The 18,212-nt window shown below is 71.1% G+C and carries 14 protein-coding genes; 8 read left to right on the top strand and 6 right to left on the bottom strand.

Annotated features, from left to right (window positions below):
* Positions 1 to 131: 131 nt before the first annotated feature.
* Positions 132 to 395 (bottom strand): WhiB family transcriptional regulator, encoded by a 264-nt coding sequence (locus P8A20_RS21760; RefSeq protein WP_014155908.1) that lies wholly within the window; start codon positions 393 to 395, stop codon positions 132 to 134.
* Positions 396 to 1,043: 648 nt separating this feature from the next.
* On the opposite strand from P8A20_RS21760, the gene P8A20_RS21755 reads away from it, so the two are divergent.
* The 3 genes from P8A20_RS21755 to P8A20_RS21745 all read left to right on the top strand — a co-directional run bounded on the left by P8A20_RS21755 (position 1,044) and on the right by P8A20_RS21745 (position 3,976).
* Positions 1,044 to 1,583, top strand: coding sequence for a cysteine dioxygenase (locus tag P8A20_RS21755; RefSeq protein WP_147963731.1), 540 nt, complete (start codon positions 1,044 to 1,046; stop codon positions 1,581 to 1,583).
* 111 nt (positions 1,584 to 1,694) lie between these two features.
* Positions 1,695 to 2,651 carry a 2-phospho-L-lactate transferase gene (cofD, locus tag P8A20_RS21750; RefSeq protein ID WP_147963732.1) on the top strand — a complete coding sequence of 319 codons (957 nt, stop codon included), beginning with the start codon at positions 1,695 to 1,697 and terminating at the stop codon, positions 2,649 to 2,651.
* Positions 2,648 to 3,976, top strand: a complete 1,329-nt coding sequence (locus tag P8A20_RS21745) for a coenzyme F420-0:L-glutamate ligase (protein WP_147963733.1) — start codon at positions 2,648 to 2,650, stop codon at positions 3,974 to 3,976. Before cofD ends, P8A20_RS21745 begins: the two co-directional genes overlap by 4 nt.
* An 86-nt stretch (positions 3,977 to 4,062) precedes the next feature.
* Here the strand turns inward: P8A20_RS21745 and P8A20_RS21740 are convergent, their stop codons facing one another.
* The 3 genes from P8A20_RS21740 to P8A20_RS21730 form a co-directional block, all read right to left on the bottom strand.
* On the bottom strand, positions 4,063 to 5,061 hold the full coding sequence (locus tag P8A20_RS21740; protein WP_306104073.1) for a DNA-3-methyladenine glycosylase family protein: 999 nt from the start codon (positions 5,059 to 5,061) through the stop codon (positions 4,063 to 4,065).
* Positions 5,062 to 5,160: 99 nt separating this feature from the next.
* Complete coding sequence (manB, locus tag P8A20_RS21735) at positions 5,161 to 6,252, bottom strand: mannose-1-phosphate guanylyltransferase (protein ID WP_147963735.1); 1,092 nt, start codon at positions 6,250 to 6,252, stop codon at positions 5,161 to 5,163.
* 79 nt (positions 6,253 to 6,331) lie between these two features.
* Positions 6,332 to 7,783, bottom strand: coding sequence for a peptidoglycan recognition protein family protein (locus P8A20_RS21730; protein WP_306104072.1), 1,452 nt, complete (start codon positions 7,781 to 7,783; stop codon positions 6,332 to 6,334).
* A 139-nt stretch (positions 7,784 to 7,922) separates the two neighbouring features.
* On the opposite strand from P8A20_RS21730, the gene P8A20_RS21725 reads away from it, so the two are divergent.
* The 4 genes from P8A20_RS21725 to P8A20_RS21710 all read left to right on the top strand — a co-directional run bounded on the left by P8A20_RS21725 (position 7,923) and on the right by P8A20_RS21710 (position 13,924).
* Positions 7,923 to 8,675, top strand: a complete 753-nt coding sequence (locus tag P8A20_RS21725) for a TIGR03089 family protein (RefSeq protein ID WP_147963736.1) — start codon at positions 7,923 to 7,925, stop codon at positions 8,673 to 8,675.
* A 186-nt stretch (positions 8,676 to 8,861) separates the two neighbouring features.
* A complete protein-coding gene (locus P8A20_RS21720) occupies positions 8,862 to 10,238 on the top strand; it encodes an LCP family protein (RefSeq protein ID WP_306104071.1) in 1,377 nt (458 codons plus the stop codon).
* Positions 10,239 to 10,461: 223 nt separating this feature from the next.
* Entirely contained in the window at positions 10,462 to 12,192 is a 1,731-nt protein-coding gene (locus P8A20_RS21715; protein ID WP_306104070.1) for an LCP family protein, read from the top strand.
* A 49-nt stretch (positions 12,193 to 12,241) separates the two neighbouring features.
* On the top strand, positions 12,242 to 13,924 hold the full coding sequence (locus tag P8A20_RS21710) for an LCP family protein (protein WP_147963738.1): 1,683 nt from the start codon (positions 12,242 to 12,244) through the stop codon (positions 13,922 to 13,924).
* A 60-nt stretch (positions 13,925 to 13,984) separates the two neighbouring features.
* On the opposite strand, the gene P8A20_RS21705 is transcribed toward P8A20_RS21710, so the two are convergent.
* On the bottom strand, positions 13,985 to 15,007 hold the full coding sequence (locus P8A20_RS21705) for a glycosyltransferase family 2 protein (RefSeq protein WP_147963739.1): 1,023 nt from the start codon (positions 15,005 to 15,007) through the stop codon (positions 13,985 to 13,987).
* A gap of 191 nt (positions 15,008 to 15,198) precedes the next feature.
* Between P8A20_RS21705 and P8A20_RS21700 the strand changes: the two genes are divergently transcribed.
* Positions 15,199 to 16,701, top strand: coding sequence for an LCP family protein (locus tag P8A20_RS21700; RefSeq protein WP_445978183.1), 1,503 nt, complete (start codon positions 15,199 to 15,201; stop codon positions 16,699 to 16,701).
* Between the two features lie 86 nt (positions 16,702 to 16,787).
* Here the strand turns inward: P8A20_RS21700 and P8A20_RS21695 are convergent, their stop codons facing one another.
* Positions 16,788 to 18,209 carry an MFS transporter gene (locus P8A20_RS21695; RefSeq protein WP_306104068.1) on the bottom strand — a complete coding sequence of 474 codons (1,422 nt, stop codon included), beginning with the start codon at positions 18,207 to 18,209 and terminating at the stop codon, positions 16,788 to 16,790.
* Positions 18,210 to 18,212 lie beyond the last annotated feature (3 nt).

Here is an 18,212-nt window from a genome sequence, read left to right as displayed (position 1 = left end):
GGTTGACCAGCGGGAACCGGGGGCCGCCGGAGATGCCGGAGATGGCCGGACATGCCGATGGCCTGGGGGCCGCGCCCTGCGTTCAGGGTGCGGCCCCCAGGCCACCGGGGTCCCGGCGTCGTCGTGCGGCGTCAGATGGCCGCCTTCTTCAGGCGCCGCCGCTCCCTCTCGGAGAGGCCGCCCCAGATCCCGAAGCGTTCGTCGTTGTTGAGGGCGTACTCGAGGCATTCGGAGCGGACTTCGCAGGCGAGACAGACCTTCTTGGCCTCCCGGGTGGAGCCGCCCTTCTCAGGGAAGAAGGACTCGGGGTCGGTCTGGGCGCACAGCGCGCGCTCCTGCCAGCCGAGCTCTTCGTCCGCGTCGTCGACCAGCAGTTGCTGGAACAGCTCGGTCATGTGCGCCCCTCGTCTGTCTCTTGCGTCCCCGTGATGCGGCCGTTATCGATGCGGCCGAACGACACGAGTGAAATTACAAGTGTGTAGCTTCGGGCCAGTCAAGCGAAGATCTGCTATTGGCCTCGGTATTCACTCTGTGGAACCAAGCGTATGCAGAAAGTGTTCAAATCACCAAAAATCTGACATATGACACGCGCGTCGGCCTCCGTCATCTCTCACCGGGTGAGACGAGTGGGGCTGCTCCGATGTTTCGATTTGATCACCGGAGCGACCAAGATCACAGTAGGGTCACGGCCCCCGAACCGCGTTTGGACACACGGCTGATGCGCCACCTTGCCGCTCCGACGGCAGGCAAAACCTTTCTCCACCCCCTTCAACCGGATGGGGTGAAACATTGCCGCCAAATCGGGCATTGAGTTGACAGAACGCGCATCGGACCGGTCTCCTTGACTCCATGCCAGCGACCGCAGCGATGTACACGACCCACATCCGTGGGTTCCGTACCGCTGTTCAGGCCCGCTGTTGCTGTTCCAGCTGTCACAGCTGTTGAAGCCGTAGCGCTCCAGCTCTGATCCAGCCTTCTCCACCGCATTCCGGTCTTCGCGACACTCCACGTACGCGCATCCACATGCCGAGGAACCACCGCACATGAACAGCGACAGCGACCTCTCCATCGCCGGCGACATCCTCGAGGTCCAGCACCTTCTCCAGCCGGCCCGCCCTCACCCCTCCACCGTGTCCGAGTTCGTCGGACTCGCCCGCTCCATCGCCGCGGACCGCGACCGGTGGGCCCCGCTCGTCCAGTACGACACCGCCACCCGCTGGTACCACCGGCTCAGGGCGGTTCCCCAGACCCTCGGCTCCGACCCGGCGGGGGAGGCCCCGATCGGCTACGAGGTCTGGCTGCTGAGCTGGGTCCCCGGCCAGGGCAGCGGACGCCATGACCACGGCCTCTCCTCCGGGGTGCTCACCGTCCTCGAAGGCGAGTTGACCGAACACACGGCGCGCGGTGCGCAGCGCCTGGGCTCCGGCGCCCAGCGCGTCTTCGCGCCCGGCTACGTCCACGAGGTCGTCAACGACTCCCTGGAACCCGCCGTCAGCCTGCACATCTACTTCCCCGGCCTGACCGACATGCCGATGCACTCGGCACAGTGCGCCCCGGCCGCCCGGAACGCGGTACCGGCCTGATCACCCGTCGCCCGCCACCACCCCCACAAGGATCAGGCTCCGCCTGACATCCCACCCGTCGCCCGCCACCACCCCCACAAGGATCAGGCTCCGCCTGACAGACTGTTGTGCATGCGCATTGTGGTTCTGGCCGGCGGTATCGGTGGTGCTCGTTTCCTGCGTGGCCTCAAACAGGCCGCGCCCGACGCGGACATCACGGTGATCGGCAACACCGGCGACGACATCCATCTGTTCGGGCTGAAGGTCTGCCCCGACCTCGACACAGTGATGTACACCCTCGGTGGTGGCATCAACGAGGAACAGGGCTGGGGGCGTACCGACGAGAGCTTCCGGGTCAAGGACGAGCTCGCGGCGTACGGCGTGGGGCCCGAGTGGTTCGGCCTCGGCGACCGTGACTTCGCGACCCACATCGTCCGTACGCAGATGCTCGGCGCCGGCTATCCGCTCAGCGCGGTCACCGAGGCCCTCTGCGCACGGTGGAAGCCCGGGGTCCGGCTGATCCCGATGTCCGACGACCGCGTCGAGACGCATGTGGCGGTGGAAGCGGACGGCGAGAGCAAGGCCGTCCACTTCCAGGAGTACTGGGTGAAGCTGCGGGCCTCCGTGCCGGCGCAGGCGATCGTGCCCGTGGGCGCGGACCAGGCCAAGCCCGCGCCCGGTGTGCTGGAAGCCATCGCCGAGGCGGACGTCATCGTCTTCCCGCCGTCCAACCCCGTCGTGTCCGTGGGCACCATCCTCGCCGTACCCGGTATCCGTGAGGCCATCGCCGAGGCCGGGGTCCCCGTCGTCGGGCTCTCCCCCATCGTCGGCGACGCCCCCGTACGGGGCATGGCCGACAAGGTGCTGGCCGCGGTGGGCGTCGAGTCCACCGCCGCGGCCGTCGCCCAGCACTACGGTTCCGGGCTGCTCGACGGCTGGCTCGTCGACACCGTGGACGCCGGAGCGGTCGACGAGGTCGAGGCGGCCGGCATCCGCTGCCGCGCCGTCCCGCTGATGATGACGGACGTGGACGCCACCGCGGAGATGGCCCGCCAGGCCCTGGCGCTGGCCGAGGAGGTACGGGCATGAGCGGTGGACCCGCCGACGGGACACCCTCGTACCGGGTGTGGGCACTGCCCGGGATGCCCGAGGTACGGCAGGGCGACGACCTCGCGAAGCTGATCGCCGCGACGGAACCGGGTCTGGTGGACGGCGATGTACTGCTGGTCACGTCGAAGATCGTCTCCAAGGCCGAGGGCCGGATCGTCGAGGCCACGGACCGGGAGGCGGCGATCGACGCCGAGACCGTCCGGGTCGTCGCACGGCGCGGGACGCTCAGGATCGTGGAGAACCGGCAGGGGCTCGTCATGGCCGCAGCCGGCGTCGACGCCTCGAACACCCCGGCGGGGACGGTGCTTCTGCTGCCCGAGGACCCGGACGCCTCGGCCCGGGCAGTCCGGGACGGTCTGCGGGACGCGCTCGGGGTGGAGGTCGGCGTCGTCGTCACGGACACCTTCGGGCGTCCCTGGCGCAACGGCCTGACGGACGTGGCGATCGGAGCCGCCGGGGTCAAGGTGCTGGACGATCTCCGGGGCGGTACCGACGGATACGGCAACCCGCTGAGCGCCACCGTCGTGGCCACGGCCGACGAACTGGCCTCGGCCGGTGACCTGGTGAAGGGCAAGGCGTCCGGGCTGCCGGTCGCCGTGGTGCGCGGTCTCCCCCACGTGGTGGCGGAAGCCGGCACGTCCGGGGACGACGGGGCCCGGGCGATGGTGCGGGTCGCGGCCGACGACATGTTCCGGCTGGGTACGTCCGAGGCGGTGCGGGAGGCGCTGAACCTCCGGCGCACCGTGCGGGAGTTCACCGACGAACCGGTCGACCCCGGCGCCGTACGCCGTGCGGTGGCGGCGGCGGTCACGGCCCCCGCTCCCCATCACACGACTCCCTGGCGGTTCGTGCTCCTGGAGTCGCAGGGCGCGCGGACCCGGCTGCTGGACGCGATGCGCGACGCGTGGATCGAGGATCTGCGGCGGGACGGCCGCAGCGAGGAGTCCGTCGCGAAGCGGGTGCGACGCGGCGACGTGCTGCGCAACGCCCCGTACCTGGCGGTGCCGTGCCTCGTGATGGACGGCTCGCACACCTACGGCGACGAGCGCCGGGACACCGCGGAGCGCGAGATGTTCGTGGTCGCGGCCGGCGCCGGCGTGCAGAACTTCCTGGTGGCGCTGGCGGGTGAGCGGCTCGGCTCGGCGTGGGTGTCGTCGACGATGTTCTGCCGGCCCGTGGTCCGCGAGGTCCTGGACCTGCCGGACACCTGGGATCCGCTGGGCGCGGTGGCCGTGGGGCACCCGAAGGGAACGGCGCCGCCGCGGGCCGCACGCGACGCCGAGGCGTTCCTCACCGTGCGCTGAGGACGAACCGCGCGCTGGGACGGGCCCGGCCCGGAGGAGGGCGGGCCCGATCCGGAAGAAGACGGCCCCGGCCCGGAGTAGGGCGGCTACAGCCGGGCGATGTCGCGCGGCGTCATCTTGGGGGCCCGGCGGGCCGGGGTGTGGCCCGAGAGCATGATCAGGCGGGTCGCGCGGTGGCGCTGGCCCTCGTACGGGGCGAGGAGCTCCAGCATCTCCTCGTCGTCGGCGTTCCGGTTGCCCGCGAGCGCGTGACCGACGATCCCCGGCAGGTGGAGGTCCCCGACCGTGACCGCGTCGGCCGCGCCGTTCGAACGCTGGAGGGTCTCCGCCGCCGTCCAGGGACCGATGCCCGGGATCAGCTGGAGCCTGGCCATCGCCTCGGGGAGCTCCATCGCGGCCGCCTCCTCCATGCGCCGGGCCACCCGGACCGCGCGCAGGACGGTGGCGGAGCGCTTGGAGTCCACCCCCGCGCGGTGCCACTCCCAGGACGGGATGAGCGACCAGGTCCTGGCGTCGGGCATCACGTACAGGCCGTACGTGCCGAAGGTCGCGCCGGAGGGGCCCGGGGCGGGGGTTCCGTAGATGCGGACCAGCAGGCGCCAGGCGCGGTAGGCCTCGTCGGTGGTGACCTTCTGTTCCAGGATCGACGGGATCAGGGACTCCATGACCAGCCCGGTGCGCAGCAGACGCAGGCCGGGCCGCCGGTGCCGGGTCAGGGCGAGCAGCCGGTGGCGCGGACGGAAGTCGTCCGGGGTGTCGCCCGCGCCCAGCAGTGCCGGGAGCCCGTCGAGGAGCCACTGTGCGCCGGGGCCCCAGGCCGTGGCCGAGACCGTGCCGTCGTGGGCCGCCGAGACGCGCAGGGTGCCGGGGCCGGCCGGGGTGCGGGTCGCGCGCCAGAAGGTCCCGTCGGGCAGTGCGCGGTAGGCGGGGTCCGCCGGGCCGCGCCGCAGCGGGCCGAGGACCAGCCGCAGGTCGAGCGGCCCCGGTGGGGTCCAGGTCCGTGTCGTGGCGGACGCGGAACCGGCACCGGACCCGGGCTCCTGTCGGGGCACGGCGGTGGTGCGGGGTACGAAGCGTCCTGCCACGGGTGGGGTCCTCGGTCGTCGGGGGTGCCTATCGAGGGTAAGGCCGACGGGACCCGTACACCGTTCGATGGGACACCCGTACCGACGGAAGGTGGCCGCTCACTGGTCGGACGAGAAGCGGACCGAGGCGTCCGGCAGGACCGCGCCGCACCAGATCCGGATCCCGTCACGCAGTTCGTTGTCGGCACCGACGTGAGCACCGTCACCGATGACCGCACCGGTGAGGACCGAACGGCTGCCGATCCGGGCACCCGCGCCGACCAGTGAGTCCGTGATCACCGCGCCGGGTTCGACGACGGCGCCGTCCAGCACGGTGGAGCCCGTGATCCTGGCGCCCTCGCCGATCAGCGCGCCCTCGCCGACGACCGTGCCGCCGGTGAGCTTGGCGTCGGCGGCGACGGACGCGGTGGGCAGGACGAGCCGGTCGCCGCAGCGCCCGGGGACCGCGGGGGACGGAGCGCGGCCGAGGACCAGGTCCGCGGAGCCGCGGACGAAGGCCTGCGGAGTGCCGAGGTCCAGCCAGTACGTGGAGTCCACCATGCCCTGGAGATGGGCGCCTGAGGCCAGCAGCCCGGGGAAGGTCTCCCGCTCGACGGAGACCGGCCGGCCGGCCGGAATCGTGTCGATGACCGACCGGCGGAAGACGTACGCCCCCGCGTTGATCTGGTCGGTGACTATCTCCTCGGGTGTCTGCGGCTTCTCCAGGAAGGCCGTCACCCTGCCCGTGTCGTCGGTCGGCACGAGACCGAAGGCGCGGGGGTCCTCCACCCTGGTGAGGTGCAGGGAGACGTCCGCCCCGGAGGTGGCGTGCGCCGTGACCAGGGCCCGGATGTCGAGGCCGGTGAGGATGTCACCGTTGAACACGATGACGGGTTCGTCCGGGCCCGAGGCCAGCCGTGACGCCACGTTCCGGATGGCGCCGCCGGTACCGAGGGGTTCGTCCTCGGTGACGTACTCGATGGAGAGGCCGAGCGACGAGCCGTCACCGAAGTACGGCTCGAACACCTCCGCGAGGTAGGACGTCGCGAGCACGATGTGCTCCACCCCGGCGGCCCTGGCACGCGCCAGCTGGTGCGTGAGGAACGGCACCCCGGCCGCCGGAACCATCGGCTTCGGGGTGTGCACCGTGAGCGGACGCAGTCGGGTGCCCTTGCCACCGACCAGGAGGATCGCTTCTCTTGCCTCTGTCACAGCACCGTCTCTGCTTCCTGCTGGGGCCGGGCCTCGTTTCGGCTGGCCAGTGTATGCAGACCGTTCGAACGCCTCCCGGTCAGCGGCCCTGCAGCTTCGCGGAACTGGTCCGGGCCGTGCCGAGCTTCTTGTAGAGACGGATTCCTGGGCATTCGGTTGCGAACCCGTCGCGGTGCCCGGAGATGACGTTGAGTTTGGCCTTCGCACCCTTCTTGTACTTACCGCTGCCACCGGAGACAAGCGTGACCTTGCCCTTGGGGTTGCGGCCGAACAGACCGAGCTTCCAGGCGGTGAGCTTGGCGATGGCGGTGACGGCGGCGGCGGGCGGGTTCTTCGAGGTGTACGTCCCGAGTACCGCGATGCCCATGCTGTTGGTGTTGAAACCGAGGGTGTGGGCCCCGAGGACCGCCTTGGTCACGCCTCCGGCGCGGCCTTCGTAGATGTTCCCGCACTTGTCGACGGCGAAGTTGTAGCCGAAGTCTCGCCATCCGCTGCTCTTGACGTGGTAGCGGTAGATACTGCGCAGGACGGAGGGCGCCTGGGCGCATGTGTAGTTGTTGCCGGTGGCGCTGTGGTGGATGAAGGCGGCCTTGACCGTCGAGGTGTAGGCGAAGGCGCGTTCACGCAGGCTCTCGTCGGCGCCCCAGCCCTTACGGGTGACGATGCCGGGCCGCGGTCCCACGAACGGCTTGGCGCCGGCCGCGACGACCGCCTGCTCCTCCGACTCCGCCTTGCTCAGGGCGGGGATCTCGGTGGCGCCCAGCGGCGCGAGGTCGGCGTTGACCGCGGAGCTCTCGGCGGCGGCCGCGGTGAGGCCCGCGGAGTCCGGGAGCGCGCCCGGCTGGGCCACCGCCGTGGCGGGCGTCGCGACCCCGGCCGACGGAGTGACGGCGGACGGGGCGCCTGTGGCGGGGGTGGCTTCGGCGCGCGGCTGTTCCGGGTCGTCGCCCGGGTCGACGAGTTCGACCTGGAGACCGGCGGGGAGCGGGGCCGTGTCCACGGGGCCGGTCCGCGGTCCGGCGTTCTCGGAACGGACGCGCACCTCGACGCCGTCCGAGTCGCCGACCCAGAGCGGGGCCGTGGAACCGCGCACCTTGCCCGACTCGCGCTCGGGGCTGCCCGCGTCGGCCGCGTGGTCTGTGTTGTGGGTCTCCAGGGACTGCCAGCCGGACCACTGGGTGGTGCCGGTCGCACGGGTGCGGACCTGGACGGTGCCGTGGAGCTCGGCGTCGGCGTCGTCCCAGACCACACCGACGAGGGAGAAGCGGTGCGAGTCGCGGCGCTGGAGGCCCTGTGCGGCGTCGGGGTGCATGGACTCGGTGGGTTTGCCGGTGGCCCGCGGGAGCGCGTCGGTGAGCGGTCGCAGGGGCAGTGACTGGGTCGAACCCGCGGGTTCGCCGGGGGATGCCGCGGGCGCCTGTGCGACCGGGGCCCTGGCGGGGGCGGGGGCGGCGGGAGCGGGCGCGGCGAGCGGGAGGGTGAGTGCCGTCGCGCAGGTTACGCCGATCGAGGTTGCAAGAAGTGCACGCATACAGGAAATACTTGGCAGATTCCGGCATGTCCGGCTACTGGAGTTAAGCCGCCACCAGTTGACGCACCGTCTGCCGACCGGTGTACAGGGCACCCGTCGGGCCCAGCCGGTCCGCCGCCCGCCGCGTACCCTTGCGCGGATGAACGCCAGTGATCGCACCCCCGCCGACCTGCTGCGATCCGCGCTCGCCGCGGACCCCGCCCGACCTCTGGTCACTTTCTACGACGACGCAACCGGAGAGCGCGTCGAACTGTCGGTGGCCACCTTCGCCAATTGGGTGGCCAAGACCGCCAATCTGCTCCAGGGCGACCTGGCCGCCGAACCGGGTGACCGGCTCGCTCTGCTGCTCCCCGCCCACTGGCAGTCGGCGGTCTGGCTGCTGGCCTGCTCGTCCGTGGGCGTCGTCGCCGAGGTGCAGGGCGACCCGGCCGGCGCCGATCTGGTCGTCAGCGGACCGGACACGCTCGACCGGGCCCGCGCCTGTCGGGGCGAGCGGATCGCCCTGGCCCTGCGCCCGCTGGGCGGCCGCTTCCCGCAGCCGCCCGAGGGCTTCGCGGACTACGCGGTGGAGGTCCCCGGCCAGGGCGACCGCTTCGCCCCGTACGCCCCGGTGGACCCGGCGGCCCCCGCGCTGACCGTGGGCGGGATGGGCCTGACGGCGGACCAGTTGGTCACACGGGCCCGCGAGGACGCGGCGGAGCTGGGACTCGGCCCGGGATCCCGGCTGCTGACGGGGCGCACCTACGACACCTGGGAGGGACTGTCCGCGGGTCTCTTCGCGCCGCTGGCGGCCGGTGGCTCCGTGGTGCTGTGCCGTCACCTGGACCAGCTGGACGCGGACGGGCTGGCCAAGCGCGTCGAAAGCGAGCGGATCACCGGCACCGCGGTATGACAAGCGCTCCGAGAGCCACCCGTCCGGCCCATGGCGGGCCGAGCCCCCGGGACTGAGCACCGACGGCGGTACATGATCGGTCGTTACGGGGCATCGTCGAGAACGCGGCCTGAATGCACAACCAAGCGTGAGGTTCAGCCGTCTACTTCTGCGACCGGCGGCCCCTCGCGCCGCCGAACGTGAAGGATGGACGCAGACGTGAGCGACAGCCCCGGCACTCCGGCCGAACCGGACCACCCGGACGACCCGGCCGGGGGCGATCCGGCCGAGGGGTCGCGGGACGCGTCCGGTCCGGCCTCCCGGGACGAGACGTCCGCCGGGCCCTCCGAGGCCGGTGACGCCGGGGCAGGGCCGGGCGGGAGCGACGGCGACGGGGGGCCGGGGACCTGGGAGGAACGGCCCGAGCGGGGGCCGGACGGCAGGCGCCACTGGCTGCGCTGGACCGCCCTCGCCGCCTCGTTCCTCGTCCTGGTCGCCGCCGGCGTCGGCTGGTGGCTGTACAAGAAGCTCGACGGGAACATCACGACCGACACGAGTGCTGCCGCCGAGCTCAAGGCGTACGAGAAGGACCGCCCGCTGCCGATCGCGCGGGACGCCCAGAACATCCTGCTCATCGGCTCCGACACCCGCTCCGGCGACAACAGCGCGTACGGGCGGGACGACGGCGGCAGCCAGCGTTCGGACACCACGATCCTGCTGCACCTCGCGGCCGACCGCAGGAGCGCGACGGCGGTGTCGATCCCCCGCGACCTGATGGCAGAGATCCCCAGCTGCCACACGGACGAGGGCAAGGCCACGAAGCAGCAGTTCGCACAGTTCAACTGGGCGTTCGAACTCGGCGGCACGGCCTGCACGATCCGTACGGTCGAGAAGATGACCGGCATCCGCGTCGACCACCACATGGTCATCGACTTCAACGGCTTCAAGGACATGGTCGACGCCGTGAACGGTGTCGAGGTCTGCCTCAAGAAGCCGGTCGACGACGCCGACGCCCACCTCAAGCTCCCCGCGGGCCGGCAGGAGCTGGACGGGGAGGAGGCCCTGGGATACGTCAGGGCCCGTAAGTCGATCGGCAACGGCAGCGACACCGAACGCATGGACCGTCAGCAGAAGTTCCTGGGCGCGCTGGTCAACAAGATGCAGAGCAACGGGGTGCTGCTGAACCCGACGCGGCTCTACCCGGTGCTGGACGCGGCGACCAAGTCGCTCACCACGGACCCCGGCCTGGACTCGCTGAGGGACCTGTACGACCTGGTGCGCGGGATGCGGAACGTGCCGACGGAGAAGGTGCAGTTCCTGACCGTCCCCCGGACCGAGTACCGCGCCGACCCGAACCGCGACGAACTCGTACAGCCGGACGCCGACCGGCTGTTCACACAGTTGCGCGAGGACGAACCCGTCACCGTGGTTCCCGCCGACAAAATCAATTCAGGGGATTCACAGGCCGGTCACAGCTCCGAGAAGGATCCGTCCGGCCAAAAGCCCGGCGATACGGGCGGGAGCCCGACCCCCGCCCCCACCTATTCGGGGTCGAATGCGGCGGACGACCCTTGCGGCTCGTAAAACAATTGCCAAGCCATGGACAGCAATCGGAGCGGAATAGGCGGAATGCCCGGTTGTAAGGAGCGTGGAATGTGTCACGCGCGTCCCCTGTGGCCGATTCGGCCGGATAGTGTGACGCGATCCGGTGCTCGTGGCCAAGAGGCCGCGCACGGCCGGACCGAGCGACCGAGCGCCCGGCCGGGGAGGGCGTCCCGCGTGGCACCGACGGAGGATTCAGGAAACCGTGGACGGGCATAGCCGTGGACGGGCGGACGAAATCGATCCCGCCGACCAGTGGGTGCTCAACCCGCGGACCGGCAATTACGAATTGCGACTGGACAACTCCGGAAGAGAGTCATCGGAACCTCCGCGCGCACGGGACCGCTCCGGTGCCTCGCGTACACGGGACCGCTCCGGCGGCCGGAGGCAATCCGCTTCCCCCCGCGGCGATGTCCCCTCCCAGCGGGGCCGCAGGCAGCCCGGACAGGGGCGCGGCCAGCAGCCGCCGGCCGCCCGCAAGGGCCGCAGGCCGTTCTCCCCGCGGCGGAGGAAGGCCCTGCTGTGGACCGGCGGGGTCACGGCCTTCGTGATCGTGGCCGGATCGGCGGGCGCCTACGCGCTCTACCAGAAGTTCAACGGCAACCTGGACACCGTCGACGTCGGTGACGCGGGCAGCAAGAACGTCGCCGGCGACGGCCCGCTCGACATCCTGGTCATCGGCACGGACAAGCGGACCGGCGAGGGCAACGAGGGCTACGGCGACAAGGGCAGCACGGGCCACGCCGACACCAACATCCTGTTCCACGTCTCCGCCGACCGGACCAACGCGACGGCGATGAGCATCCCCCGGGACCTGATCACGAACATCCCGGACTGCACCACCAAGCAGCCGGACGGTTCGCGGAAGGTCGTACCCGGCACACGGAACGTGCGCTTCAACGTGAGCCTCGGCCAGGAGGGACGCGACCCGGGCTGCACCATGCGGACGGTCAAGGAGATCACCGGCCTGTCGGTGGACCACTTCATGATGGTCGACTTCAACGCGGTGAAGACCCTCTCCACGGCCGTCGGCGGTGTCAAGGTCTGCCTGGACAAGGCGGTCAAGGACCCTGACTCCCATCTCGACCTGCCGGCCGGGGAGTCCACGGTCGAAGGGGAGGACGCGCTGGCCTTCGTCCGCACCAGGCACAGCTTCGGGAACCAGAGCGACCTCGACCGGATCAAGGTCCAGCAGCAGTTCATCGGCTCGATGATCCGTCAGATGAAGTCCGACGACACGCTGACCGACCCGGGCAAGCTCTTCGACCTGGCCGACGCGGCGACCAAGGCGCTCACCGTGGACTCCGGGATCGGGTCGATCAACAAGCTGACCTCGCTGGCCCGGGAACTCGGAAAGATCGACACGAAGAACATCACCTTCGTGACGATGCCGGTGAAGGACAACCCGGCCGAGCCGACGCCGGTCACCGTGGTCGTGGAGCCGCAGAAGGCCGGACCGCTGTTCGCCATGATGCGCTCCGACACCTCGCTCACCGAGGTGAAGAAGAAGGAGCAGGCCGCCAAGGACAAGCAGCAGGCGGTCCTGGAGGGCAGCAGGGCCGAGGCCGCCGACATACGCGTCGACGTGCTCAACGGCGGCGGCATCACCGGCGCGGCGGGCGCGACCGTCGAGTGGCTGCGGAGCGAGCAGGGGGTCACGCAGTCCACGAACGAGGCGAACGCCCCGGCGAAGATCGACAGGACGACTCTGGCGTACGCGCCGGACCAGGCGGATCAGGCCCGCGCGCTCGCGGACATCATGGGCCTGCCCGCCACCGCACTCAAGCAGGGGACGTCGGACTCCGACGGCCTCCAGGCCATGGTGCTGACCCTCGGGGCGGACTTCGAAGGGGCGGGGGTCCCTCTCACGGGTCCGGCAAAGGCGCCGGAAGACATCCAGAGGGCCGACGCCGACACGGCGGTATGCGCGAAGTGACGACGGGTCGTCGCGCCACATCGGAATTCAGACGAGCAGGGGGGCCCTGGTGGGACGAAGCAGCACGCGCGGGGAGGGGACGCGGCCACGCGGACGGCACGACGGACCGCAGGGCGACGGCGGAACCGGCGCTTCCGGCGGCCGGGCGGCCGGACGCGGAGGACACGGCCGACGGCAGCGGACCGCCCCGCCGGAGGGCGGTGACAAGGCGACGGGACCCAACCGGCGGGCACGCCGGGCGGCCAAAGGCGGCAAGCGTCGCATACTGCGCTGGGTGGCGGCCGTCCTCTCCCTGCTGATACTCGGCACCGGCGCCGCCGGTTACGTCTACTACCGCCACCTCAACGCCAACATCAAGAAGGAGGACCTGACCCTCGGCGACAAGGAGATGGCCGATCACAAGGCCAATGCCGCCGGGCAGACCCCTCTGAACATCCTGATCATCGGCTCCGACGCCCGGGACTCCAAGGAGAACCAGAAGCTCGGCGGCGCGAAGGAGACCTTCGGGGGCACCCCGCTCGCGGACGTGCAGATGCTGCTCCACCTGTCCGCGGACCGCAGCAACATCTCCGTGGTGAGCATGCCGCGCGACACGATGCTCACGATGCCGAAGTGCACGGACCCGGACACGAAGAAGGTGTACGCGGCCAGCACGACGGCCGTCCAGACGAACGAGAGTCTCGGCCGCGGCGGCCCCGGCTGCACGGTGGCCGCCTGGTACGAGCTGACCGGCATCACGATCGACCACTTCATGATGATCGACTTCGCGGGTGTGGTCTCGATGGCCGACGCGGTCGGCGGCGTACCGGTGTGCGTCGACGCCAACATCAGTTCGCGCGGCCTCGACGGCAAGGGGTCCGGGCTGAAGCTGAAGGAGGGCACCACGTCCATCAAGGGCGAGCAGGCCCTCCAGTGGCTGCGCACCCGGTACGGCTTCGAGGACAACACCGACCTGGGGCGGGCGAAGGCCCAGCACCAGTACCTGAACTCGATGGTGCGTGAGCTGCGCAAGGGAACGAAGCTCACCGACCCCGGCAAGCTGATGAACCTCGCCGAGGCCGCGACGAACGCGCTCACCGTGGACAAGGGGCTCGACACGGTCAAGAAGCTGTACGACCTGGCCGAGGAGCTCAAGAAGGCCCCGACGAACCGCATGACCATGACGACGATGCCGAACGTCTACGGGACGGGCAATCTCAGCGGCCGGGTGTTCCCCAAGCCGGGCGAGGCCGAGCAGCTCTTCCGGATGATCCGGGAGGACATCCCGCTGGACGGCAAGGCCTCCAAGCGCAAGACCCCGGTCGCCAAGGACACCTCGGGGCCCACGGACGAGATCGCGATCACCGTGCGCAACGCGACCGGCACGGACGCCCAGGCCCCCGCCCAGGGCCGGGCGAGCACGGTCAGGGAACTGCTGACCGACGCCGGCTTCGACAAGGCCGGCATCGACTCCCAGGACGTCGAACCGGCGGCCACGACGGGGGTCCTCTTCCCCAGCGCGGACCTGGAGGGCGACGCCCAGGCGGCCGCCAAGGCCCTCGGGATCCCGGTCTCGCAGGTCAAGAAGTCGACCGAGGTCTCGGGCATCGTGCTGGCGGTGGGTGCCGACTGGCGCGCGGACGGGCCCTACCCGGCCAAGTCGGGCAAGGAGAAGACGCCCGAGTCGGCGGGTGCGCTCAACGGTGCCAACGAGGAGGCGTGCATGCACGTCAACCCGAACTACACCTGGTAGGAAACCGACGAGGAGGGGCCCGCCGTGAACGGCGGGCCCCTCCTCGTTCCCCCGGTGCGGTCAGACCGTCTGCTCCCGCACGGCCGGACGGCGGCTGGCGATGACCTTCTTCGCCAGCGAGCGGGGGCTGGTCAGGAAGCCGTAGCCCCACGACATGTGCATGGTGGCCAGCGCCACCGGGATCTGCGCGCGCGCCTTCAGCGGCAGCCCCTTCCCGGCGGGCAGCGATCCGGCGGCGATCGCGACGGCGTACCCGGCCGGTACGACGAACGCCCACGGGGTGACGGCCGCGCCCACGACGATGCCGGCCGCGATCGCGCAGACGGCGGTCGGCGGGGCGAGGTAGCGCAGGTTGATCGAACCGGAGTGGTACCGGGCCACGACGTGGCGCCAGCGGCCGTACTCCTTGTACTGCTTGGACAGGGCGCGGATGCTGGGCCGCGGGCGGTACTGGACCTTCAGCTCCGGCGAGAACCAGATCAGGCCGCCGGCCTCGCGGATGCGGAAGTTCAGCTCCCAGTCCTGGGCGCGGATGAACTCCACGTTGTAGCCGTCGGCGCGCTCCAGCGCCTCACGGCGGAAGACCCCGAGATACACGGTCTCGGCCGGGCCCGCCTTCCCACCGGTGTGGAAGGCGGCGTTGCCGACGCCGATCTTCGACGTCATGGCGGCGGCGACGGCGTCCTCCCAGGCGTTCTCGCCCTCGGCGTGCATGATGCCGCCCACGTTCTGCGCGCCGGTCTCCTCCAGGAGCCGCACCGCCGTCGCGATGTAGTTCGGCGAGAGCATGCCGTGGCCGTCCACGCGTACCACGATCGGGTGATGTGACGCCTTGATCGCGGCGTTGAGCGCCGCGGGGGTGCGGCCGGTCGGATTGGGGACCGTGTGGACCCGGGAGTCCTCCCGGACCAGCTCGGCGGCGATCTCGTCCGTACGGTCGTCCGACGGACCGAGGGCGATCACCACCTCCATCTCGCCGGGGTACTCCTGCTCCAGGATGTGCCGGACCGAGTTCCTGAGATGGCGTTCCTCGTTGAGCACCGGCATGATCACGGAGACGGCGGGGTACTGCGCGGCAGACATGTGGTCCTCGGGGGGTCCTCGGGGGTTGCCGGGGTTCCGGGGGATGTCGCATCCCAGGAGGCGGCGTGATTCGGCCGCCACGTTACCGCGAACGGGGGACAGCGGCGCGCGCCGCCGGGTCTCCTCCCGGTCTGCAAGTCGTATGGGCCTACCGTGCGAAAGTCCCACTCGCTCGCGCGGAGGTGTCCCTCGTGCCCACGCCGCACCGACCAGCCCGTCCACCGCACCCCCGCTCCGCTCCACCGCAGCGCAGGCCCGCACGGCAGCCCGGAGCGAACGGCCGCCCCTCGGGGCGGAACGGGAAGCGGAAGCCGCCGCCCCGGTGGGGCATGCGGATCGTCACCGGGCTGTCCGTTCTGGTGCTCGGCGCCGGCGGGATCGGCCATGCCGTGGTGAGCGGCCTGGAGACGGGCATCGACCGGGTCGACCCCTTCAAGGACATGAAGAACCGTCCCGCCGGCGGCCACGGCATGAACTTCCTGCTCGTCGGCACCGACGGCCGCGACAAGATCACCCCGGCGGAGAAGAAGAAGTACAAGCTGGGCGGCGCGCCCTGCCACTGCACCGACACCCTCATGCTCGTCCACGTCTCGGCCGACAAGCAGCGCGCCAGTGTCGTCAGCCTGCCGCGCGACAGCTACGCCGAGCTCCCGGAGCACACCGACGGCACGACCGGCGAGAAGCACTCCGCCCATCCGGTGAAGCTGAACGCCGCCTATGCCGAGGGCGGCCCCCACCTCACGGTGCGGACCGTCGAGCAGATGACGGGCGTCAAGATCGACCACTATCTGGAGGTCGACTTCACCAGCTTCATGAAGACGGTCGACACCCTGGGCGGGGTGGAGATCTGCACGGCGAAGCCGCTCAAGGACTCGTACACCGGCCTGGACCTGACCGCGGGCACCCACAAGCTGGACGGCGGCCAGGCCCTTCAGTACGTACGCTCCCGGCACCTCGACGGGGCGGCCGACCTGGGCCGGATGCAGCGCCAGCAGAGGTTCATGGCCGCGCTGATCAAGCAGACGACCAGCAGCGGTGTGCTGATGAACCCGGTGAGGTTCCAGGAGGTCGCCTCGTCGATGCTGGAGTCGGTCCGCGCCGACAAGGGCTTCGGGACGGAGCAGATGCTGGAGCTCGGCAAGGCCATGCGCGGGTTCACCCCGTCCTCGTCCGAGTTCGCCTCCGTGCCTCTCGAGGAGGAGGGCTTCCAGGTCAAGGGCATCGGCTCCACCGTGAAGTGGGACGCCGAGAAGTCGAAGAAGATGTTCCTCGCCCTGCGTGAGGACCGGCCGCTCGCCCCGCAGATGCCGAAGGAGCCCAAGGCCACGCTCGTCGACGTGGCCCCGGAGCAGATCCGGGTGCAGGTCTACAACGGGACGTCGAAGGACGGGCTCGGGCAGGACGTCGACGAGGCGCTGCGCGGCACCGGCTTCAACACCACCCGCGCTCCGCTGGGCGGCGGGGCCGGAGACCTGGAGCGGACGGTGGTCTCCTACGACCCGCGCTGGGACCGGTCGGCGAAATCCCTGGCCACCGCGCTGCCCGGATGCGAACTCCGGGCGGTGAAGGGACAGGGCGGGACCATGAAGGTCACGGCGGGTTCGGACTTCGCCAAGGTGCAGCGCGTGAAGGCCGAGGACCCGCAGCAGGGTGAATTCGGCACGGTCACGGGCGACCAGGTGGTCTGCCCGTGACCGTGCCTCCGGAGGGGACCCCCCGCGGCACCGGGGGCGTGCCCCCCGGGGTCACCCCTCGCGGCGCCGTGGCTTCCCTCCGGGGGTCACCCCTCGCGGCGCCTTGAGAAGGCGGTCGCCACGAGTGCGATGACCGCCGCGGCCGAGGCTGCCAGCCAGAGAGCGGTGTAGCCGCCCTCCCCCGGTTCGCCGGTGGCCGGCGAGAGGAACGCGCCGAGCAGCGCGGCGAAGACCCCGCCCGCCACGGCCCCGCCCAGCGTCTTCACGTTGTTGTAGAGCGCGGCGGCGATACCGGTCCTGGACGGGTCGGAGGCCTCGACGATCACCGTCGGCATGGCACCCAGTGCGAGTCCGATCCCCAGACCGGTGAAGGCGGACCCGGCCGCCATCTGCCAGATCTCCTCGTGCAGGAACGCGAACTGCAGGAAGGTCAGCGCGACCAGCCCGAAGGCCGCCATGAGCGTGGGCCGGTAGCCGAAGCGCCGGGCGACGGCCGCCGTGGCCAGCGAGCCGACGACACTGCCGACGGCGCCGGGCAGCAGCACCAGAGAGATGGACAGCGCGCTCAGCCCGAACCCGTACCCGGTGACCTCGGGGTCCGCCGCGTAGAAGGTCGAGTTGGGCGCCTGGCTCCCGAAGTAGAAGACGCCGAAGAGGAACGCCGCGCAGTAGAAGGGGGCGGTGGTCCGGGCGGCCAGCGCCCGTACGTCGACCAGGGGCTCGGAAGCCCGCAGTTCCACCAGCGCCCACACCGCCAGCAGCACGATCCCGAGCGCCACGGGTCCCAGGACCCGTGCGGAGCCCCAGGAACCGCCCTCCGCCCCGGAGACCCCGCCGAGCAGGGCCACCATCGCACCGCCGAGCAGCACGACACCGGCCCAGTCCACACGGCCACCGGCCCTCTCGCGCGATTCCGGTACGGCGACGAAGGAGACGGGCACACAGATCACGGCCAGCGCGGCGGGCACCAGCAGCGTCAGCCGCAGGTTGCCGAACACGGAGTCGACCAGCCCCATCACGACACCGCCCGCCATGGCGCCGAGCGTCAGGGCGCCCACCAGGCGGGCGATCGCCCGTCGCGCGTCGGCGACCGGGAGCCGGTCCCGGACGAGGGCGATCTCCAGGGGCAGCAGAGCCGCGATCGGCCCCTGGAGCACCCGGCCGGCGAGGAGCGTCGGGTAGTCCGGGGCGAGCGCGACGACGATCGTGCCCGCCGCGATCAGCGCCAGGGCGACGCGGAGCATCCGCCGGTGGCCGTAGAGGTCGCCGAGGCGTCCGAACAGCGGGACGCAGACGGCCGCGGCCAGCAGTTGCACGGAGACGACCCAGTTCAGGGCGGCCGAGCCCATCCCCAGGTGGTCGGCCAGGTCCGGCAGCAGCGGGGCGAGCCCGACCTGGAGGAAACCGCTGGTCACCTCGAAGAGGACCAGGAGCCCGACGACGGCGGTGACGGACGCGGGCAGCGGCTCGGCCGGGGCGTCCGGCGGCGGGGTGGCGGTGGCTGTCATGGG

This window comes from Streptomyces sp. Alt3, assembly GCF_030719215.1.
GTDB classification, from domain to species: domain Bacteria; phylum Actinomycetota; class Actinomycetes; order Streptomycetales; family Streptomycetaceae; genus Streptomyces; species Streptomyces glycanivorans.
This window is presented reverse-complemented; position numbering and strand designations above follow the sequence as displayed.

What these genes read in the sequence shown, in the direction of transcription:
- P8A20_RS21725 (WP_147963736.1), top strand. Translation starts at nt 7,923, where the DNA reads ATGAACGCCAGTGATCGCACCCCCGCCGACCTGCTGCGATCCGCGCTC.
- cofD (WP_147963732.1), top strand. Translation starts at nt 1,695, where the DNA reads ATGCGCATTGTGGTTCTGGCCGGCGGTATCGGTGGTGCTCGTTTCCTG.
- P8A20_RS21745 (WP_147963733.1), top strand. Translation starts at nt 2,648, where the DNA reads ATGAGCGGTGGACCCGCCGACGGGACACCCTCGTACCGGGTGTGGGCA.
- P8A20_RS21730 (WP_306104072.1), bottom strand. Translation starts at nt 7,783, where the DNA reads ATGCGTGCACTTCTTGCAACCTCGATCGGCGTAACCTGCGCGACGGCA.
- P8A20_RS21755 (WP_147963731.1), top strand. Translation starts at nt 1,044, where the DNA reads ATGAACAGCGACAGCGACCTCTCCATCGCCGGCGACATCCTCGAGGTC.
- P8A20_RS21695 (WP_306104068.1), bottom strand. Translation starts at nt 18,209, where the DNA reads ATGACAGCCACCGCCACCCCGCCGCCGGACGCCCCGGCCGAGCCGCTG.
- P8A20_RS21705 (WP_147963739.1), bottom strand. Translation starts at nt 15,007, where the DNA reads ATGTCTGCCGCGCAGTACCCCGCCGTCTCCGTGATCATGCCGGTGCTC.
- P8A20_RS21720 (WP_306104071.1), top strand. Translation starts at nt 8,862, where the DNA reads ATGGACGCAGACGTGAGCGACAGCCCCGGCACTCCGGCCGAACCGGAC.
- P8A20_RS21760 (WP_014155908.1), bottom strand. Translation starts at nt 395, where the DNA reads ATGACCGAGCTGTTCCAGCAACTGCTGGTCGACGACGCGGACGAAGAG.